Origin of the sequence: Streptomyces albicerus (assembly GCF_008905045.1) — a bacterium.
GTDB lineage: Bacteria > Actinomycetota > Actinomycetes > Streptomycetales > Streptomycetaceae > Streptomyces > Streptomyces albicerus.
The window spans coordinates 119,226-137,292 of record NZ_VWMY01000009.1 but is presented as its reverse complement, the minus strand read 5'-3'; the positions used below and the strand labels follow the sequence as shown (position 1 = coordinate 137,292).

Sequence of the window (18,067 nt, the reverse complement as noted above, 5' to 3'; positions counted from 1 at the left end):
GGCACGCGCGCGCGTGCCCCCACTCCTGGTTCCGGCCAGGTCCGGAGCACGCTTCCGGTGAAGCACTCTTCCGGTCAGGTTCCGGTCAGGTCCAGAGCATCGCGATGAAGATGTTCGCCGTGGTGAGGCCGCCCACCGCTCCGAACAGCCCCTTCTCCACCTTCTCCTCGTCGCGCTTCACGTAGACGAGCCCGAGGATCACGATCAGCAGTGCCAGTTTCACGCCGATCTTGACGTTGTTGACGGTCTGGTCGTCGGCCTGGTTGAGGCCGACCAGGACCGCGCCGGTGACCAGCATGGTCAGTGCGCCGTGGAGCATGGCGGGGGTGAAGCGGGCCGTGCCGTCGCCCATGGCCTTCAGCTGGGTGAGGAAGCCGCCCAGGAGGGCGGCGATGCCGATGATGTGCAGGGCGACGAAGACATGAATGAGTACGTCCATGAGCCCGGACCCTAACCGGACGCCCGTATACCGCCCGGCACCGCCCCAGTCCCACACGGTCCGGGGCACATCCTCAGCCCACACGCCGGCCCGGAACGCGCGGCGGCTCCGGTGGGCGAGGGCCCTCAGCCCCACACTGCCCGGAACGCATCCTCAGCTCCACACGCCGGGTGACGCCCGTCCCCGGACTCCGACGGAGCCCATAGCACCGCCTCGCTCCCCGCTCCCCCACAACCCCCGCATCGGTCACCCCACCACGCCAAGTCGGCGGCGCCGGGCCCCGATCACGGTCGCATCCGGTCAGCTCGTGCCCGAGTCCCACCAGTTCCGTACATGCCGTCACCACCGCCGCGGTCACAGGTTTAGCGTCCTTCCCCAGGTGACCGGCTCCCCACCGCCGCCCGGGCCAGGGGCGGCCGTCGGACACCACCGCCGAGGAAGGTCCGGCGGCGGCCCGCTCCCCCTGTGCGGGCCGCCGCCGGACGCGTAACCGGCCCCTGAGGGTCGCCGCCGCGGACGTACCAACGGTCACGGCGGCCGTACGGAAGGACGTGGATCGCACGTGGCAGCGCACCGCAAGCCCAGACAGCGCTCACTCGGCGGCAGTTCGGCCCGCACCGCCTTCACCATCGCGCTCGCGGGCGCGGCGAGCGCGACCGGGTTCGACGGGACGGGGAACGCCGCGCCGGAGCTGACACCGGATCAGGTGAAGGCGAAGGTCGACAAGTTGTACCGGGAGGCGGAGGTCGCCACCGAGAAGTACAACGGGGCGAAAGAGAGGGCGGACAAGGCAGAGGGTCGCCTCGGCACCCTGCAGGACGAGGCCGCGCGCAAGACGGAACGGCTCAACTCCGAGCGGGACACGCTCGGTTCGCTGGCCGCCGCGCAGTACCGGGACGGCGGGATGGACCCCGCGCTGCGGCTGATGCTCTCCTCGGACCCCGATCAGTACCTGGACGGGGCCGCGTTCGCCGAGCGGGCCGGCAGCAGGCAGTCCTCGACGGTGTCGCGCGTGCGCAGACAGCTGCGCGAGATCGAGCAGTTGCGCGGGGCAGCGCACGTCGAACTCACCTCGCTCAAGGCGCGGCAGGCTGACCTGAAGCGGCACAAGAAGACAGTCACCGGGAAGCTGGGCGAGGCGCGGGAGCTGCTGTCGCGGCTGTCGGACGAGGACCGGGCGCGCATCGGTGCGGACGACGCCGACACCGCACGCGCCTCACGTTCCGCTTATGCCCCGCGCGACCTGGGCGCGGGCCCGTCCACGGCTGCCTCCAACTCCCGTGCCGGGGCGGCGATCTCGTACGCGTACGAGAAACTCGGCAGCCCGTATGTGTGGGGTGCCACCGGTCCCGACGCCTTCGACTGCTCGGGGCTGATGCAGGCCGCGTACCGGGCTGCGGGGATCGAACTGCCTCGCACGACGTACGCGCAGATCAACGCGGGTCAGCGGGTCTCGCAGTCCGAACTCCAGCCAGGTGACCTGGTGTTCTTCTACTCGGGCATCAGCCATGTGGGGCTGTACGTGGGCAACGGACAGATGATTCACGCGCCCAATCCGTCGGCACCGGTGCGGGTGGCGCCGATCGACGAGATGCCGTTCGCGGGGGCTGCGCGCGTGGCGTGAGTGGGCATTGGGCCAGAGGTGACCGAGCGCGACCGAGCATGAACGCCCGTTACGGGCGTTAACGGGCGTGAACGGGGGAGTTCAAGCCGTTCCGCCTTCGGTCGGGCCTCGGTGTGGGTGGCATGAGCACGTGGGCGCGGTAGCGTCGGCGCGGCGCTGTTCGCCGTGCCGTGCTGTGCGGTGCCGGTCGGTGCCGATCGGTTCCGCTTCGTTCGCCGTCGCCTCGCCCCCCGCCCTTGAGAAGGTTTCGATGTCCCGCCCCATGTGGCCGCATCCTCCGCCTCATCCGCCGCCCCCGCACATGCGCGCCTGGCCGGACCGGTCGGCGCTGCTGGCCGACCGGGGCCGGGCGTTGGAGGAGCTGCGCAGACGGAGCCTCGGAGTGCACCGGGTGCTGCTGCTGTGGCTGCTGGCGGTCGCGGCGATCATCGGGTGGGCGCTGCTGGTACTGCCGTTGCAGCAGCTCGAGCAACGGGATCCCACCGGGTTCATCCTCGGGCCGGTCTTCGCGATCCTCGGCCTGGCCGCGCTCGCGCCGTCCGTCGTCGCCGTCGTCCGCGCCGTCCGCCGCGACCGCCATATCAGCCAACTTCTCGACGCCTGGCTGCGGTTGGACAGCCATCCGGCTACCGACGTCCGTCTGCGCTCCCCCGGCCTCAGCCTCTTCTGGCTGCTCTCCTCGCTGGGCATCTGCGCGTTCGGGCTGTGGACGTCGTTCGCGGGTACGGCGGAGGCGAAGCCCGGACGGGAAACGTACAGCGATGTGGTGCTGGTCATGGGGATCGGGCTGATTCTCTGGCTGACGGGCCTGATCGGGGTGGTGAAGGCCGTACGGCATTACCGGTGGGCCGTGCGGGTGTTGAGGCCCCGGGCACCGGCTGCGCGACCGACTCCGGCTCCGGCTCCGGCTCCGGCTCCGGCTCCGGCTCCGGGTGAGGCTGAGGCTCCGGCTGAGGCAGGCGCAGCGGCTGCGGAGACAGAGGCGAAGGCAGAAGCCGAGGCAGGAGCGGAAGCAGGGGCAAAGGCAGAGACGCAGGCAGAGGCGGAGGCCGACTAGAACCCCCGCACCTCACGCAGCGCCTCGCCCAGGACCGCGATGCCCTCTTCGATGGCGCTCACGGGAGACGCCGCGTAACCGAGCAGCAGACCCGGCGGGCCGCCCGGCCTCCGGCGGTGCCAGGAGAGCGGGTGCGCCTTGGCCCCGCGGGCCAGCGCTGCCGCGGCGAGGTCGGTATCGGTGAAGTCCCCCGACGCCCTGCCGCTCACCTGGCCGCCGCTCGCACCGCCGTCGCCGCTCGCATCGTCTCCGACGCCCTCTTCGCCTCCGCCACCTCCACTGCCTCCACCGCCTCCACCGAACGTGATCAGCAGATGCAGCCCGGCCGCGGCTCCGTGCACCACCGCCCCCGGCAGACACGCCCGTATCGCTCCGATCATCGCGTCCCGCCTGCGCCGATGACGCCGCCGCAGCAGCCGCAGATGCCGCTCGAGCTCCCCCGACTCCATCAGCCGGGCCAGTACGAGTTGAGGCAGCGCCGCGTTGCCGAGGTCGGCGAACCGTTTCGCGGCGACCAGCGCCTCCCGGTACGGCTCCGGCGCCACCACCCATCCCATACGCAGCGCCGGGGCCAGCAGTTTGGACACGCTCCCGGCATAAATGACCCGCTCGGGCAGCATCGACCGCAACGCGGGCACGGGCGCCCGGTCGTAACGGTGCTCGGCGTCGTAGTCGTCCTCGACCACCAGCCCGCCGTCCCCGGCCCACCGCATCAACTCCCGGCGCCGCGCGCCCCCGAGCACCACCCCGGTCGGAAACTGATGCGCCGGAGTCAGCAACACGGCTCGGTGGCCCCGCAGTTCGGATACGAGGACACCCTCGCCGTCGACCGCCACGGGCGGAGTCCGCAACCCCTGGTTCTCCAGATGCTGCCGGACCCCGAGCGACCCCGGGTCCTCCACGGCGATCTCCTCGAGCCCGTCCTCCCGCAGCACCCGCCCGATCAGGGCGAGCGCCTGCGCGGTCCCGGCGACGATCAGTACGTCACCGGCGTCGACCCTGATCCCCCGGTACCGCCCCAGCCACCGCGCGACGGCCCGCCGCAACTCCTCGGTCCCGCGCGGATCCCCGTACCCGAACCCACCCGCCGCCAACTCCCCGAACACTGCCCGCTCGGCCCGCAGCCAGGCCGCCCGCGGAAACGCCGCGAGATCCGGCACCCCGGGCGACAGATCGATCCGCGCGGGTGCGGCCCGGATCAGGTCGAAGATGTCATCGCCGGGTGGTGCGTCGAAGGGATGGGTGGAGGTGGAGTACGGGAGTTGGCGCGAGGCGACGGTACGAGCCCCGGTAACCGACCCCCTGCCCGCACCCGTTCCCGGCCCCGCCACAACCACCGTCCCGCCTCTCCCCCTCCCCTCCACCTGCCCTTCCTCCGAGAGTCGCCGATACGCCTCGGTCACCACCCCGCGCGAGACCCGCAACTCCGCGGCGAGCACCCGAGTCGCCGGAAGCCGACTGCCGATCGACAACCGCCCGTCGGAGACGGCCAGCCGGAGCTGCCCCGCAAGCCATTCGGCCAGCCCGCCGAACGGCGCCTCACTCACGTCGAGTTGAAGAAAGTCGGAACCGGAGACGGCCGAACCCGAGCCCCCGCCTATGGCCCCCTCAACAGCACCCTCTTTGGACCTGTCCATCGGACCATTCTCGGACGAGGCTCACGGTCATGACCACATCTGCCGGCACCACATCTATCGGCACCACACCCACTGGCACCGCATCTATCGGCACCGCGTCTACCGACGCGCCCCCGCTCGACGCGCCCCTGCTCGACCACCTCTACGTCCACGGCTACTCCCCCCACGAATCCCGCCGCCTCGGCGACCAGGCCGACACCCTCGCGGAAATCCTCCACACCGGCACGGCGTATCCCGCGGGCAGCAAGGTCCTGGAGGTCGGCTGCGGAGTGGGCGCCCAGACGGTCCACCTGGTCGCGGCAAGCCCTCAGGCCCACTTCACGGCGGTGGACATCTCGGCCGCCTCGCTCGCCCAGGCCCGCGCCCGCGTAACGGCCCAGTCCCCCGACGCCCAGGTCACCTGGCATCAGGCCGACCTCTTCGAACTCCCCGTCAAGGACGCCGAGTTCGACCACGTCTTCGTCTGCTTCGTCCTGGAGCACCTGCCCAGCCCGCAGGAGGCCCTCGCCGCCCTGCGTCGCGTCCTGCGCCCCGGCGGCACCCTCACGGTCATCGAGGGCGACCACGGCTCGACGTTCTTCCACCCCGACAGCGCGTACGCCCACGCCGCCATCGACTGCCAGGTCCAGCTCCAGCACGCGGCAGGCGGAAACGCCCTGCTGGGCCGCCAACTCCACCCGCTCCTCACCGCCGCCGGCTACGAGCGCGTCGAGGTGCGCCCCCGCCCGGTCTACGCCGACCGCTCCCGCCCCGCCCTGGTCGAGGGCTTCACCCGCAACACCTTCATCGCCATGATCGAGTCCGTACGGGAGGACGCCCTGGCAGCGGGCCTCATGACCCCCACGGACTGGGACCACGGCCTCGCGGACCTGCGCCGCACGGCGGAGCCGGACGGCACGTTCCACTACACGTTCTTCAAGGCCGTGGCCGTGAATCCCTGACGTCAGACCAGCCGTCGGGCCGTGGCCCACCGGGTCAGCTCGTGACGGTTCGACAGCTGCAGCTTCCGCAGCACCGCCGAGACATGGGACTCGACCGTCTTCACCGAGATGAACAGCTGTTTGGCGATCTCCTTGTACGCGTAGCCGCGGGCGATGAGGCGGAGAACCTCGCGCTCGCGCTGGGTGAGGCGGTCGAGGTCCTCGTCGACGGGCGGGGCGTCGGTGGAGGCGAAGGCGTCGAGGACGAAGCCGGCCAGGCGGGGCGAGAAGACCGCGTCGCCGTCCTGGACGCGGAAGATCGAGTCCACGAGGTCCGTGCCGGTGATCGTCTTCGTCACGTATCCCCGGGCGCCGCCGCGGATCACGCCGATGACGTCCTCGGCGGCGTCGGACACGGACAGCGCCAGGAAGCGTACGGGCTGTTCGGCGTCGGCCATCAACGGTGAGCAGCGGCGCAGGACTTCGACCCCGCCGCCGCCCGGAAGGTGCACGTCGAGGAGGACGACCTCGGGTCGTGTCGCCGTGATGACCGTGACCGCCTGGTCGACGTCCGCGGCCTCTCCGACCACCTCGACTCCGGTCCGCTCGGTCTGCCCGATCTCCGCCTGGACTCCCGTACGGAACATGCGGTGGTCGTCGACGAGGACCACACGCACGTGCCGCCCGGGCCCCGTGCCCGCCGAGTCGGCCGTGCCCGCAGGGTCGTCGGTCGCGGCGGCCTGTGACGGCGCGTCGGCTCCGGCCGAACCGGTCGGCGCGGCAGGGCCGTCGGCCGTGCCCGCGTCGGTCGCGCCGGCATTCGGCTCGACCGCCCCGGTCGGTTCGTTCGCGTCGCTCATGTCTCCGCCCTCTCCATCTCCAGCTCGACCTCCGTGCCGCCGTCCGGCACCGCTCGAAGCCGGGCCGTACCGCCGTTGCGCTCCATGCGGCCGATGATCGATTCTCTGACGCCCATGCGGTCGACGGGTATCGAGTCCAGGTCGAATCCCGGACCGCGGTCCCGGACCGACACGAAGACGGTCCTCCCCTCGACCTCGGCGAAGACCTGCACCGCGCCGCCCTCGCCACCGTACTTGGCCGCGTTCACCATCGCTTCCCTCGCGGCCTGCATCTGGGCACCGATTCTGTCGTCGAGCGGGCAGTCGCCGACGACCACGACCTCTATGGGGACGCCGTGCTTGTCCTCCACCTCGGCGGCGTTGCGCTTCACGGCCTCGGCGAGCGTGTCGGGCTCGTCGTCCTCGTCCTTGCCGGTGCCCTCGGGCTTGTAGAGCCAGTTGCGCAGGTCGCGCTCCTGGGCGCGGGCGAGGCGTCGTACCTCGCTCGCGTTCTCCGCGTTGCGCTGTATCAGGGTCAGGGTGTGCAGCACCGAGTCGTGGACGTGCGCGGCGACCTCGGCCCGCTCCTGGGCGCGGATGCGCATCAGGCGCTCCTCGGAGAGGTCCTGGGTCATGCGGACGAGATACGGGCCGGCGAGCAGCGCTATGCCGACGAGGACCGCGAGCGCGGCCTGGAGGACCGAGCCGAGGTGGGCGGCGGAGCCCTGCAGGACGAATATCCCGGAGACGCCCGCGGCGACGAGCAGGACGCCGGCCGCGGAGCGGAGCAGGGTGATCGTGCGCTTGCGGCGGCCGACCTCCATCCAGCGGGCCCGTCGCGCGTTGTCCGCCTGGCGCCAGACCAGGGCCACACCCGCGCCGACGAGGACGGTGGGCCAGAGGTAGGCCTTGGCCCCTCCGCTCAAGTTCACATTGCCGACGAAGACCATGGCCACCACGACCATGGCGAGCAGTGCGACGATCTGGCCCTTGTCGGGCTTGCGGGCGACGAGTCTGCGGCGGCCGTCGGGAGCGGTCTCGGTGGCGAGGGCGGAGGGCCGTGCGGCGCCCACACCACCGACGCCGAGCGGCACGAAGAACCAGAACGCGGCATACAGCAGCGCGCCCATTCCTTCCGCCATGAACAGGCCCACGAAGACCAGCCGCACCCAGATCACGGGCAGCCCGAGATGTCCGGCGAGCCCCCGCGCCACGCCCCCGAGCCAGCGTCCGTCACTGCTGCGGTAGAGCTTGCGCGGCGGCCGCGGGTCCTCGATGGGCAGAGCTGCGGCTTCCGGCATGCCATCGATGTTCACACGCCGCAAGCCCTCAGGCATCAGGGTCGACCCCCGAGACTCCCCTGATCTTCGAATCCGGGTTGCCCGGGGAGCCGTGGAGAGACCAGGCGACCGGCAAGAACACGGCATGAGGGTCTGTCCCGGGGTCGATTTCAGGGTTCGGCCAGGGTCGTCACGACTGCCGTCGGGGCGTCGCGGCCGTCACCATGGACGTATGACAGAACAGCAGCACGCCGCGGCGGGGCCGGGCCCCGGCTCCGGCCCGGGCCGGAGCGGGAGCCCGGGGGCGGGCGCCGAGCCGCGGGACACGGTGCCCGCGGCGGACGGCCCGGCGGTCGCGGGTGAGGAGCCGCGCACGCCCGGGGAGCAGCGCACGCAGGGCGATCCGGCCACGCCGGCGGACCAGCTCGTGCCCGAGGTCCCGCGCAGGTTCCGGCGCGACCGGCGGCACAAGATGCTGGGCGGTGTGTGCGCGGGGCTCGGGCGGCAGTGCGACATGGACCCGGTGATCTTCCGGATCGTGCTCGCCGTGCTCTCGGCGACCGGCGGCATCGGCCTCATCTTCTACGGCTTCGCCTGGCTCTTCGTCGCATACGACGACGAAGAGGAGAACGAGGTGCGCAAGCTCCTCACCGGCCGCGTGGACGGCCAGGCGCTGGCGGGCGTGCTGTTCGCCCTGGTCGGCTGCGGTGTGTTCCTCTCCATGCTGAGCAACAGCGGCGTGCTCACCTTCGCGGCGACGCTCGCGCTGCTCCTCGCCGGCGCCGGGTACTGGTCACGGCAGCGCGGTGGCCACGACCCCGACCCGCTCGCCGCGCAGGCCGTCGCCGACGCGCCGCCGGAGGCGCAGGCACCGCCCGTCCCCACCGCCTTCCCCTCCTGGTGGCGCGAGCCCATCGTCAAGGACGGCACCTATGTGGGCGGCACGGGCTATCTGTGGGGCCCCAAGGACGCACGGGACCGTGACATCGCGGCGGCGATCACCATCGCGCAGGGCGGCGGCCACGGCAGGGACATACGGGCGCGCGAACCCAAGCCTCGCGGCCCCCGCTGGATCGGCGGCTGGGTCTTCCTGCTCGCCCTCGTCGCCTGCACGCTCGGTATCGGCCTGACCTGGGACGACCACGCACTCGGCACCAGCCTGCAGACCGGCCTGGCCTGCGCGCTCGCCGTGCTCGGCGTGGGCATAGCGGTCAGCGCCTTCCTGGGGCGTACGGGAGCGGGGTCGGTCTTCCTCGCGATCATCACGGCGGGCCTGCTGGCCTGCTCGGCGGCACTGCCGAAGGACATCAGCACACACTGGGTGCGTACGGACTGGACACCCGCCACGGTGGCCGCCGTACAGGAGCAGTACGACCTCGGCACCGGCGTCGGCACCCTCGACCTCAGCCGGATTGACCTCGGCAAGGGCCAGACCGTGACGACGAACGCCGAGGTGGGCATGGGCCAGCTCAAGGTCGTCGTGCCCAAGGACGCGACCGTGAGGCTGGTCATCGAAGTGGGCGTCGGCGACATCCAGTTGCCGGGCGACGACAAGCAGGACGTGGACGTGGCCCCGGGCAAGCACAAGCAGCTGACACTCGCCCCCACGGACAAGGCCAAGGACGGCGGCACGCTCGACCTCACCCTCGAAGTCGGCATCGGACAGGCGGAGGTGACCCGTGCTGCGTCATGAATTCCAGCCCGGCCGACTCATCGCGGGCTTCTTTCTCACCCTCACGGGCGTCATCTACGCCGGCGACGCGGGCGGCCTCTGGGACACACCGTGGTTCGTGGTGATCCCCCTCGTCACCGGAGGCCTGTGCCTGGCGGCCGTGGCGGGCACCCTGGCCCACGGCATACGCCGCCACCGCCGCGCACTCCCCAACCGGGAAGCGCTGAGCGCTCCGCTGGAAGAACGGTGATGAACCCGCGGGCCGGTGGGGGGCTGGTCGCGCCCACGCGGCGGAGCCGCAAATTGACACAGCCTCGCGCCCCTTACGGGGCAGTGAGCGGGTCCGGTGAAGTCCGGTGCGGTTCGTCAGCGCCCCGAAGGGGCGCGGGGCTGTGACATTTGCGGCTCCGCCGCGATGGGGGTCCCCCCCCCCGCTCGAGCGAAGCCGAGAGTGGGGGAGCGACCAGCCACGTCGGACCCGCAGACGAAGCACCGCACTTCCAGCGGAGCGTTCCGGCGGAGCGCTCAGTAGGCGCCCGCCCGGCGCCTCCGCCGCGACCGCAGCATGGCGTCCACGGAGAACACCGACGCACCGGCGAGCACGAGGGGCAGCCAGGCCATCAGGTAGGGGAGGTCGTTGCCGTAGTAGTACGGGTCGGAGGCCCAGCTCACCGTCAGCCAGAGGCTGAGGGAGATCATGGCCCCGCCGAACGCGGCGAGACGGGCAAGGAGACCGATCAGCGTGCCGATACCCACCGCGAGCTCACCGAAGGCGATGGCGTAACCGAAGCCGACGGGATTCTTCAGCGACAGGTCGACGAGCGCCGGAATGGCCGACGAGTCACGCACCGTACGCATCATGTCGCCGATGGAACCGGACCCGGCTTCTGACATGAACGCGCTGTCGGTGAGTTTGTCCAGCCCCGCATAGATGAAGGTGACGCCGAGGAAGACGCGCAGCGGCAGCAGGGCGTACCGCGTCGCGGCGTCCCGCCAGTCCCGGCCGCCGTCGTCCATGTACCCGGAGTGCGTGTCCATCCGCATGCCGTGAGCCATCGCCCTCCGCCACCTCTCAGCCGCCGAACGGTTCACCCCTCAACAGACGATACGTACGACTGCGAGCTCCCGCTCAAGAGAAGACGGACAAATTTTCACCACGTCCCCCCGAACATCCCTTTTGGACCCCTGAAAACACAGGGGTTCCATTTGTGCACACAGTTCCATCGAAGAGAGGTCCGGCCGGGTGGCTCACCGACGCCCCGCACACGACGCACCGCACACGACGCACCGCACGCGACGCACCGAAAACCGGCGGATCCTCGTCACTCCGTCACATCGATCCCCACCCGATTCGTCTCCACCCCCGCCGCGGTGACCACCTGCACCTCCACCCGCCCGGGCTCCACATCCGCAGGCACCGGCACGGTGAGCACAGCGTCGGACGGGTTGCTGAAGCCCCCGGGCACCGGAACCAACGGCACATGCACATGCACCGCCCCGATCCGCACGACCATCCGCGACAACCGATCCGCGCTCTGCGCGCCCGGCGGAACGAACCCGGCCCCGCGGATCTCGATGTCGTCCCCGGTCCGAATGGGCGCGTCCAGATCCCCGGCCTCCCGCGCCCGCACGACCGACAGAATCACCGGCCGCCCACCCTCCGCATACTTCCCGGCGACATACGTGGCGGCCGACACCAGCACCATCACCGCAAGGCCCCACGGCAGATCCGGCAGCTGCTCGGGCCGCCGGGCCAGCCGCACCGCCGCGAACACCAAGGCGACGGCACCCACCACCACGTACTGCGTGTCCGCGAAGCTCCCCCGCCCGGCGTCGTCGGTCAGCAGATCCGCGGCCCGGGGCCGGTCGGCCCGCACCTTCTGCAACCGCTGCCCGAGAACCCGCAGCCCCACCACCCGCCGCACCAGCACAGCGATCCCGCACACCACGGCGAGCACGGTCACGACCCCGGCTCCCCGGGCGAGTTCGAGCCCGGCGATCAAGGAGTCCCGCTCGGCATGGGAGGAAGCCCCGGCGAGCCGGCCCGCCAGCACCAGCACCGCGTAGACGACGAACAGCACCCAACCGGCCGCCACCACACGGGAGGTGGACATCCGGTTGTCCTCGCCGATGACCGGCGCCAGCACCCCTCCCCGCGCCCGGTGGAACCACGAGGCTCCGGTCAGCAGCCCGCCCACGACCACCGCCGCGAGCAGCCCCGCGGTCCGCGCTGACGTCCAGCCGGCTCCGATCGCGGTGAGCGCCTGTACCACCAGCAGGCAGCCCACCAGGCCCCACACGACTTGGACGGTTCGCTGCCAGACGTGGCCCAGCCAGACCTCGCCCTCGGCCCGCCCGCGCTCGGCGACGAGGTCCGCGGACTGCGTCAGCTCGTCCGACACCCACTGCCGCGAGGCCCCGGCCGAGTGCGCCAGGGCGGCGGGCAGCCCCCGCCCGGACGCCAACTCGTCCCGCTTGGAGAGAAATGCGGCAACGGCGCGCCGATGCCCCTCACGCGCCCCCTGCGGACAGTCCCCGCAGGTGCAACCACCCTCGTGCGCACCCCGACCGGCGCCGCGCCCGGCGTCACGCCCCGCGCCCTGTCCAGTCTCCTGCACCGCCACGCCGTTGCCGCCTTCCGCACCGCTCCGTCGAACCATCACTGACCGCACGCCAAACCGATAACGCCACACTCGTACGCCGCCACCGCGGACGGGACAGCCGCACAACCACCGACCGCACATTCACCGACCGCACAACCACCCACCGCACACCTGCGCAGCCGCACAAACTGCCTTGCGACGACAGCGCATTGTGCCGTACCCCACACCTCCCGCGTCCGCCAGGTCTGGTCAGCGAGGGTGAACCCGCCACCCCCGTGTTGACCCGGCTGCGAGAATTTCCGTATGGCCGAGATCATCCAGCGCGACGGGACCTGGGCCTTCGACGGCGGCACGGTCCGGATCACCCCGGGACTCCACCGCTCCGTGCCGCTGTTCCGGCAGACGTACGGAGAGATCGCCGTGCCCCTCGAAGCGGTCGCGGGCGTCGTCTACGAACCCGAACGCAAGCGCGGCCGCCTGCGCCTGAGGCTCCGCGAGGGCGCCGATCCGCTGCTCCAGGCGACCGGCGGCCGGCTGCCCGACGCGGCCGACCCGTACCGGCTGACGGTGGACATCGACCGCTCGGGCGTCGCCGAGTACGTCGCGGAGGAGATCCGCCGCGCCCTCCTCCTCGAACAGATCCCCAAGGAGCCGGCCAAGACCTACCTCCTCCCCGGCCCGCCCGTCCCGGTCTCGGTGCGTTCCAGCGACGGCACGGTGTCGTTCGACGGCGCCCAGGTCCGTATCGACTGGAGCGACACCTCGGACCGGGTGAAGCGCGCGACGGGCCCGCGCATCATCGAACTGCCGGATCTCGTGCAGGTGGAGTGGCTGCCCAACTCCGGCTACGAGGACGGTTTCCTGCGCTTCGTGACCCGTGACTCGGTGTTCTCCAAGCTGCCGCCGGAGAAGGACCCGTTCGCCCTCGACCTGTGGGGCAGCGCCCGCCGCGACCTGCTCACGGCCCTCGTCGCCACCGCGGTCATGGCCCGCCTCCCGCACCCGTCCACCCGCACCGGCGACTACACCCCGGGCGACCCGCCACGCCTCACGGCCGCACCCCAGGACTCCGTACCGGCGCAGCCGCCCCCGGAGGACAATCACGACGTACTCCTGCGCCGCCTGCGGGAGTTGGGCGAACTGCACCGCGACGGCGTACTCACGGACGAGGAGTTCGCGGCGACGAAAGCGGCCGTACTCCGCGACTTCTAGTGCGACACGTCAGGTTCTAGTACGACACGTCAGGTTCCAGTACGGCACGTCAGGGCGACTTCCAGTAGGACACGTCAGGACAACAGGTCCGGCTCACTGCGGCTGATGTCCTGCCACAACGGCTGGTAGTTGATCCACGCCACCAGATCCCCGCCGAGCTGCTCCCGCGTGGCCACCGCCTGCTTGTGGTCGATCAGTACAGGACGCCCCGCCGCACACGCGGTCAGCTGCACCTGGCTCGACCGCTCCATCGACAGGAACCACCAGGCCGCCGCGTCCACCGAGTCGCCGACGGTCAGCAGGCCGTGGTTGCGCAGCACGAGCGCCTTGCAGCTGCCGAGCGCGGAGGCGATCCGCCGCCCCTCCTCGGCGTCCACGGCGACACCCGAGTACGCGTCGTACAGCGCGTGATCCTCGTAGAACGCACAGCTCTCCTGCGTGATCGGGTCGAGCAGATCGCCGAGGGCGGACAGCGCGCGCCCGTGCACCGAGTGGCAGTGGGCGACCGCGACGACGTCCGGCCGGGCGGCGTGCACCTGGGCGTGCACGGTGAACGCCGCCTGGTTCACGTGGTAGCGGCCCTCGATCACCTGCCCGTCCTCGTTCGCCATGACCAGGTCACTGACGGTGACGTGCTTGAACGGCATCCCGAACGGATTGACCCAGAAGCAGTTGCTGTACTCGGGGTCGCGCGCGGTGATGTGGCCGGAGACCCCGTCCTCGAAACCGAGCCGCCCGAACAGCCGCAGCGCGCCGGCCAGGCGTTCCTTGCGGTGCCGCCGCTCGTCGTCGAGCGACTCGTGCATGGGCGGCATGGCGAACCGCAGTTGCTCGGTGGGAAGGGGCAGGGGCGGCGTGGGCCCGTGCATATGTCCTCCAGCCCTGAGGTACGGACTCCTTTACGGGTTTACGGGCGGGAAGTTACCGTCGGTCAGCGCAGGAGAACAGAGATGTTCGTGAAGAGAGTGCACAACCGTTGTACAGGGTCGCTGGTCTGCCTGTCTGGAGCCAACTAACCGGTCGGGTCACTTGCACCGACGTCCCCTGGAGGACCCCCCGTGCGCCGCCACCCCCTCATTTCGCGCGGACCACGCCCCGCGCCCGCACCACCCACCCGCCCATGAAGAGAACCGAGCGCCTGATCACGGGCATGCTCAGACAGATCGCCACGCGCGACGTGGTCGTCCTCGACGACCTCGGCGGATCCCCACGCCGACTGGCCGCGCTCACCTATATCGCCGTGCAGTACGGATTCCGGTACGAGGAGACGAGCAGGATCGGCCAGACACTCCAGGTCCGCCTGGTGCGCGACCCCCGCCCCGAGGCCCGCGAGCGCAGCACGGCGGCCCTCAGCCGGCTCGCGGCGGGCCGCGCCCCCGGCATGCGCCCCGGCACGCTCAAGCCGCTGCCGGACGTGGCGCCCGCGGTCGGGCTGATCAAGGCCCGTATCGAGTTCGACGCGCTGGCCGACGACCTCGACTGGCGCCGCAAGGCCGTCTTCATGACCGCCAGCGCGGCCCTCATGGCGCTGCTGCTGATCCCCGCGGGCTGGAGGGCCTCACTCGCCGCGAGCGCCACGATGGCCGCGGTGTTCGCGGTCTTCCTGCGCCTGGAGGTGGTACGGAAGGACCGGCTCGCGAAACGACTACGGGCGGCCGGACTGATCTGAAACGCCACCGCCTCAAGACGACAGAAGGTGTCCGGTATCGGCGCGACACTCGTCGTATGACGTCGAACTGGGCAGCGTTCACCACCGCCGAACCGGACCTCGCCAAGACGGTCGAGGAACGGTTCACGGCCTTCACGCACCACATCGTGGCGACCCTCCGCAAGGACGGGTCGCCCCGCACCTCCGGGCTCGAAGTCCGCTTCCTGAACGGCGAGTTGTGGCTCGGCATGATGCCGAACTCCCTCAAGGCCCTCGACCTGATCCGGGACCCCCGTTTCGCGCTGCAGGCGAATCCGGGTTCCGGCACGGACATGGCGGGCGGCGACGTACGGATCGCGGGCCGGGCCGTCGAGGTCCACGACGCGGCCGAGCGGGCCCGGTACGCCGAAGAGGTGGAACCGCCGGAGTCGTTCCACCTCTTCCGCACCGAGCTGACGGAGGTCGTACGGACCTACGTCGAGGACGACAAGTATCTGGTCGTCCAGGTCTGGAAGCCCGGAGAGCCGGTGCGCACGCTCAAACGGACCTAGTAGTGCTTCGGTACTACTCCCACTCGATGGTGCCCGGCGGCTTCGACGTCACGTCCAGGACGACCCGGTTGACGTCCGCGACCTCGTTCGTGATCCGGGTCGAGATCCTGGCCAGGACGTCGTACGGGAGGCGCGACCAGTCGGCGGTCATCGCGTCCTCGGAGGAGACGGGCCTCAGCACGATCGGGTGGCCGTACGTGCGGCCGTCGCCCTGGACGCCGACGGACCTGACGTCCGCGAGCAGCACGACCGGGCACTGCCAGATGTCGCGGTCGAGGCCGGCCGCGGTCAGCTCCTCGCGGGCGATCGCGTCGGCCTCGCGGAGCAGATCCAGGCGCTCCTTGGTCACCTCGCCGACGATGCGGATACCGAGGCCGGGACCGGGGAAGGGCTGGCGCTGGACGATCTCGTCCGGCAGGCCCAGCTCCTGGCCGACCATCCGGACCTCGTCCTTGAAGAGCTTGCGCAGCGGCTCGATGAGCTCGAACTCGAGGTCCTCGGGGAGGCCGCCCACATTGTGATGGGACTTGATGTTGGCCGTGCCCGTACCGCCACCGGACTCGACCACGTCGGGGTAGAGCGTGCCCTGGACCAGGAAGGCCACCTCGGGGCCCTCGTCCGCGATGATCTCCACCTGGGCCTGCTCGAAGACCCGGATGAACTCGCGGCCGATGATCTTCCGCTTCTCCTCGGGGTCCGAGACGCCCTTGAGAGCCGTGAGGAACCGCTCCTCCGCGTCCACGACCTTCAGCTGTACGCCGGTCGCGGCCACGAAGTCCTTCTCGACCTGCTCGGTCTCGCCCTTGCGCATCAGACCGTGGTCGACGTACACGCAGGTCAGCTGCGAGCCGATGGCCTTCTGCACGAGGGCCGCGGCGACCGCGGAGTCCACACCGCCGGAGAGACCGCAGATGGCGCGCTTGTCGCCGACCTGCTCGCGGATGAGCGCCACCTGCTCGTCGATGACGTTGCCGGTGGTCCAGGACGGGGTCAGGCCCGCGCCCCGGTACAGGAAGTGTTCGAGCACCTGCTGGCCGTGCGTGGAGTGCATGACCTCGGGGTGGTACTGGACCCCGTACAGCTTCTTCTCGTCGTTCTCGAAGGCCGCGACCGGGACGACGTCCGTGGACGCCGTGACCGTGAAGCCCTCGGGGGCCGCGCTGCACGCGTCGCCGTGGGACATCCACACCGACTGCTCGTCCGGGGTGCCCTCGAACAGGGTGGAGCCGGACTTGGAGACGTGCAGCGGCGTACGGCCGTACTCGCGGGCGCCCGTGTTGTCGACCGTGCCGCCGAGGGTGGTCGCCATCAGCTGGAAGCCGTAGCACATACCGAAGAGGGGGACGCCGGCCTCGAAGATCTCGCGGTCCAGGCGGGGCGCGCCCTCCGCGTACACCGACGAGGGGCCGCCGGAGAGGATGATCGCCGCCGGGTTCTTGGCGAGCATCTCCGCGACCGGCATGGTGCTCGGCACGATCTCGCTGTAGACCCGGGCCTCGCGGACTCGGCGGGCGATGAGCTGGGCGTACTGCGCACCGAAGTCGACGACCAGGACGGTGTCGGGGGCGACGGGGGACGCTTCTGGCACGGTTTGCCTTCCGGCGGTGAGCTAGGGGTGTTGTGCTGCCGAGTCTACCGGGGGGCCGGAGGGGGGCGCCCACGGCGGTTTTCGCCCCCGCCGCCCCTACCCGTCCCATCCTTCTGGGGCTCCGCCCCAGACCCCGCTCCTCAAACGCCGGAGGGGCTGAATTTCAGCGGGGGTCTGGGGGCGCAGCCCCAGGGATGGGACGGGTAGGGGCGGCGGGGGCGAGAAAAGCCCGTCTCAGTATCCGAACCGAGTTGGACACCTCCCCCCGCCCAGGCATACTGCTGCCATGCTCACGCACCAGACCTTCGTCTTTACCTATGGCAACCGGCCCACCGGCTGCCATGGTCGTGCTGCTTGAGCAACTGACAAGCGACTTACCAGGCGCCCCGGGCCGACAAGGCCCGGGGCGCCTGCGTTTCCGGACCTTGCCGCTCCGGGGCACCCCACTCGAAGAGGAGCCCCCGAGATGAGCACAGCCGCCACCGGCACCGCGGACAAGACCGGCGCCCGCACCGAAGAGGCCGCCGGCGTGATCACCGGTGCCCGCGAGCGCATCGACGCGCTCGACGACCGGATCATCGGTCTGGTCCAGGAACGGATGGCCGTCTCGGCGGTCGTCCAGGAGGCCCGGATCGGCTCCGGCGGCCGCCGGGTGAACCTGTCGCGCGAGATGGAGATCCTCGGTCACTACAGGGACGCTCTGGGCAAGCCGGGCACCTCGCTCGCGATGACGCTGCTGGAACTGTGCCGGGGCCGCATCTGAGGACCTCCGGGATCCGCGGCGGACGACGGGATCCGCGTACGACACCCCGCACGTACGACAGCCGTATACGACAGCCGCGTGCGACGGACGTCCGGTGCACGCACGTGCGCATTCCCTCTCACCCGTACGGCGCGTGACCGGCTCTCGACGGGCTTCGTTGGTCCCGATGTCCGTGCCAGCCAGGGGCGGGCCCGAAGAACCACGCGTGGCTCCGCTGGAACGATGAGGCGTACG

The 18,067-nt window shown here is 71.0% G+C and carries 17 protein-coding genes; 9 read left to right on the top strand and 8 right to left on the bottom strand.

What is annotated here, in order from left to right:
- Window positions 1-85: 85 nt before the first annotated feature.
- Window positions 86-439: a hypothetical protein gene (locus GAS53_RS09890; protein ID WP_151477092.1), complete on the bottom strand. Its 354-nt coding sequence runs from the start codon at window positions 437-439 to the stop codon at window positions 86-88.
- Between the two features lie 562 nt (window positions 440-1,001).
- On the opposite strand from GAS53_RS09890, the gene GAS53_RS09885 reads away from it, so the two are divergent.
- Window positions 1,002-2,063, top strand: coding sequence for a C40 family peptidase (locus GAS53_RS09885; protein WP_151477091.1), 1,062 nt, complete (start codon window positions 1,002-1,004; stop codon window positions 2,061-2,063).
- A 250-nt stretch (window positions 2,064-2,313) separates the two neighbouring features.
- Entirely contained in the window at window positions 2,314-3,120 is an 807-nt protein-coding gene (locus GAS53_RS55055; RefSeq protein ID WP_192583046.1) for a hypothetical protein, read from the top strand.
- Here GAS53_RS55055 and pdxR read toward each other — a convergent pair.
- Entirely contained in the window at window positions 3,117-4,757 is a 1,641-nt protein-coding gene (gene pdxR, locus GAS53_RS09875) for a MocR-like pyridoxine biosynthesis transcription factor PdxR (RefSeq protein WP_151477090.1), read from the bottom strand. The genes GAS53_RS55055 and pdxR overlap by 4 nt on opposite strands.
- A gap of 29 nt (window positions 4,758-4,786) precedes the next feature.
- On the opposite strand from pdxR, the gene GAS53_RS09870 reads away from it, so the two are divergent.
- Complete coding sequence (locus GAS53_RS09870; protein ID WP_151477089.1) at window positions 4,787-5,698, top strand: L-histidine N(alpha)-methyltransferase; 912 nt, start codon at window positions 4,787-4,789, stop codon at window positions 5,696-5,698.
- Between the two features lie 2 nt (window positions 5,699-5,700).
- Here GAS53_RS09870 and GAS53_RS09865 read toward each other — a convergent pair whose 3' ends face one another.
- Both GAS53_RS09865 and GAS53_RS09860 read right to left on the bottom strand, forming a co-directional pair.
- On the bottom strand, window positions 5,701-6,537 hold the full coding sequence (locus GAS53_RS09865; RefSeq protein WP_151477088.1) for a LuxR C-terminal-related transcriptional regulator: 837 nt from the start codon (window positions 6,535-6,537) through the stop codon (window positions 5,701-5,703).
- Complete coding sequence (locus GAS53_RS09860) at window positions 6,534-7,817, bottom strand: ATP-binding protein (RefSeq protein ID WP_151477087.1); 1,284 nt, start codon at window positions 7,815-7,817, stop codon at window positions 6,534-6,536. Before GAS53_RS09860 ends, GAS53_RS09865 begins: the two co-directional genes overlap by 4 nt.
- 211 nt (window positions 7,818-8,028) lie before the next feature.
- On the opposite strand from GAS53_RS09860, the gene GAS53_RS09855 reads away from it, so the two are divergent.
- Complete coding sequence (locus GAS53_RS09855; protein WP_151477086.1) at window positions 8,029-9,489, top strand: PspC domain-containing protein; 1,461 nt, start codon at window positions 8,029-8,031, stop codon at window positions 9,487-9,489.
- Entirely contained in the window at window positions 9,476-9,718 is a 243-nt protein-coding gene (locus GAS53_RS09850) for a hypothetical protein (protein ID WP_151477085.1), read from the top strand. The genes GAS53_RS09855 and GAS53_RS09850 overlap by 14 nt, the downstream gene beginning before the upstream one ends.
- Before the next feature lie 275 nt (window positions 9,719-9,993).
- On the opposite strand, the gene GAS53_RS09840 is transcribed toward GAS53_RS09850, so the two are convergent.
- Window positions 9,994-10,524, bottom strand: a complete 531-nt coding sequence (locus tag GAS53_RS09840) for a DoxX family protein (RefSeq protein ID WP_151477083.1) — start codon at window positions 10,522-10,524, stop codon at window positions 9,994-9,996.
- 266 nt (window positions 10,525-10,790) lie between these two features.
- Window positions 10,791-12,092, bottom strand: coding sequence for a hypothetical protein (locus tag GAS53_RS09835; protein WP_151477082.1), 1,302 nt, complete (start codon window positions 12,090-12,092; stop codon window positions 10,791-10,793).
- 282 nt (window positions 12,093-12,374) lie between these two features.
- Here GAS53_RS09835 and GAS53_RS09830 point away from each other — a divergent pair, with 282 nt between their 5' ends.
- Window positions 12,375-13,283 carry a DUF4429 domain-containing protein gene (locus GAS53_RS09830; protein WP_151477081.1) on the top strand — a complete coding sequence of 303 codons (909 nt, stop codon included), beginning with the start codon at window positions 12,375-12,377 and terminating at the stop codon, window positions 13,281-13,283.
- 74 nt (window positions 13,284-13,357) lie between these two features.
- Here GAS53_RS09830 and GAS53_RS09825 read toward each other — a convergent pair whose 3' ends face one another.
- Window positions 13,358-14,152, bottom strand: a complete 795-nt coding sequence (locus GAS53_RS09825) for a class II aldolase/adducin family protein (RefSeq protein WP_151477080.1) — start codon at window positions 14,150-14,152, stop codon at window positions 13,358-13,360.
- Window positions 14,153-14,403: 251 nt separating this feature from the next.
- Here GAS53_RS09825 and GAS53_RS09820 point away from each other — a divergent pair, with 251 nt between their 5' ends.
- Window positions 14,404-14,952, top strand: coding sequence for a hypothetical protein (locus tag GAS53_RS09820; protein ID WP_151477079.1), 549 nt, complete (start codon window positions 14,404-14,406; stop codon window positions 14,950-14,952).
- Window positions 14,953-15,008: 56 nt separating this feature from the next.
- A complete protein-coding gene (locus GAS53_RS09815) occupies window positions 15,009-15,482 on the top strand; it encodes a pyridoxamine 5'-phosphate oxidase family protein (protein ID WP_151477078.1) in 474 nt (157 codons plus the stop codon).
- A gap of 13 nt (window positions 15,483-15,495) precedes the next feature.
- Here the strand turns inward: GAS53_RS09815 and guaA are convergent, their stop codons facing one another.
- Window positions 15,496-17,070: a glutamine-hydrolyzing GMP synthase gene (gene guaA / locus GAS53_RS09810; RefSeq protein ID WP_151477077.1), complete on the bottom strand. Its 1,575-nt coding sequence runs from the start codon at window positions 17,068-17,070 to the stop codon at window positions 15,496-15,498.
- Window positions 17,071-17,536: 466 nt separating this feature from the next.
- On the opposite strand from guaA, the gene GAS53_RS09805 reads away from it, so the two are divergent.
- Complete coding sequence (locus GAS53_RS09805; protein WP_151477076.1) at window positions 17,537-17,833, top strand: chorismate mutase; 297 nt, start codon at window positions 17,537-17,539, stop codon at window positions 17,831-17,833.
- The last annotated feature ends 234 nt before the right edge of the window (window positions 17,834-18,067 follow it).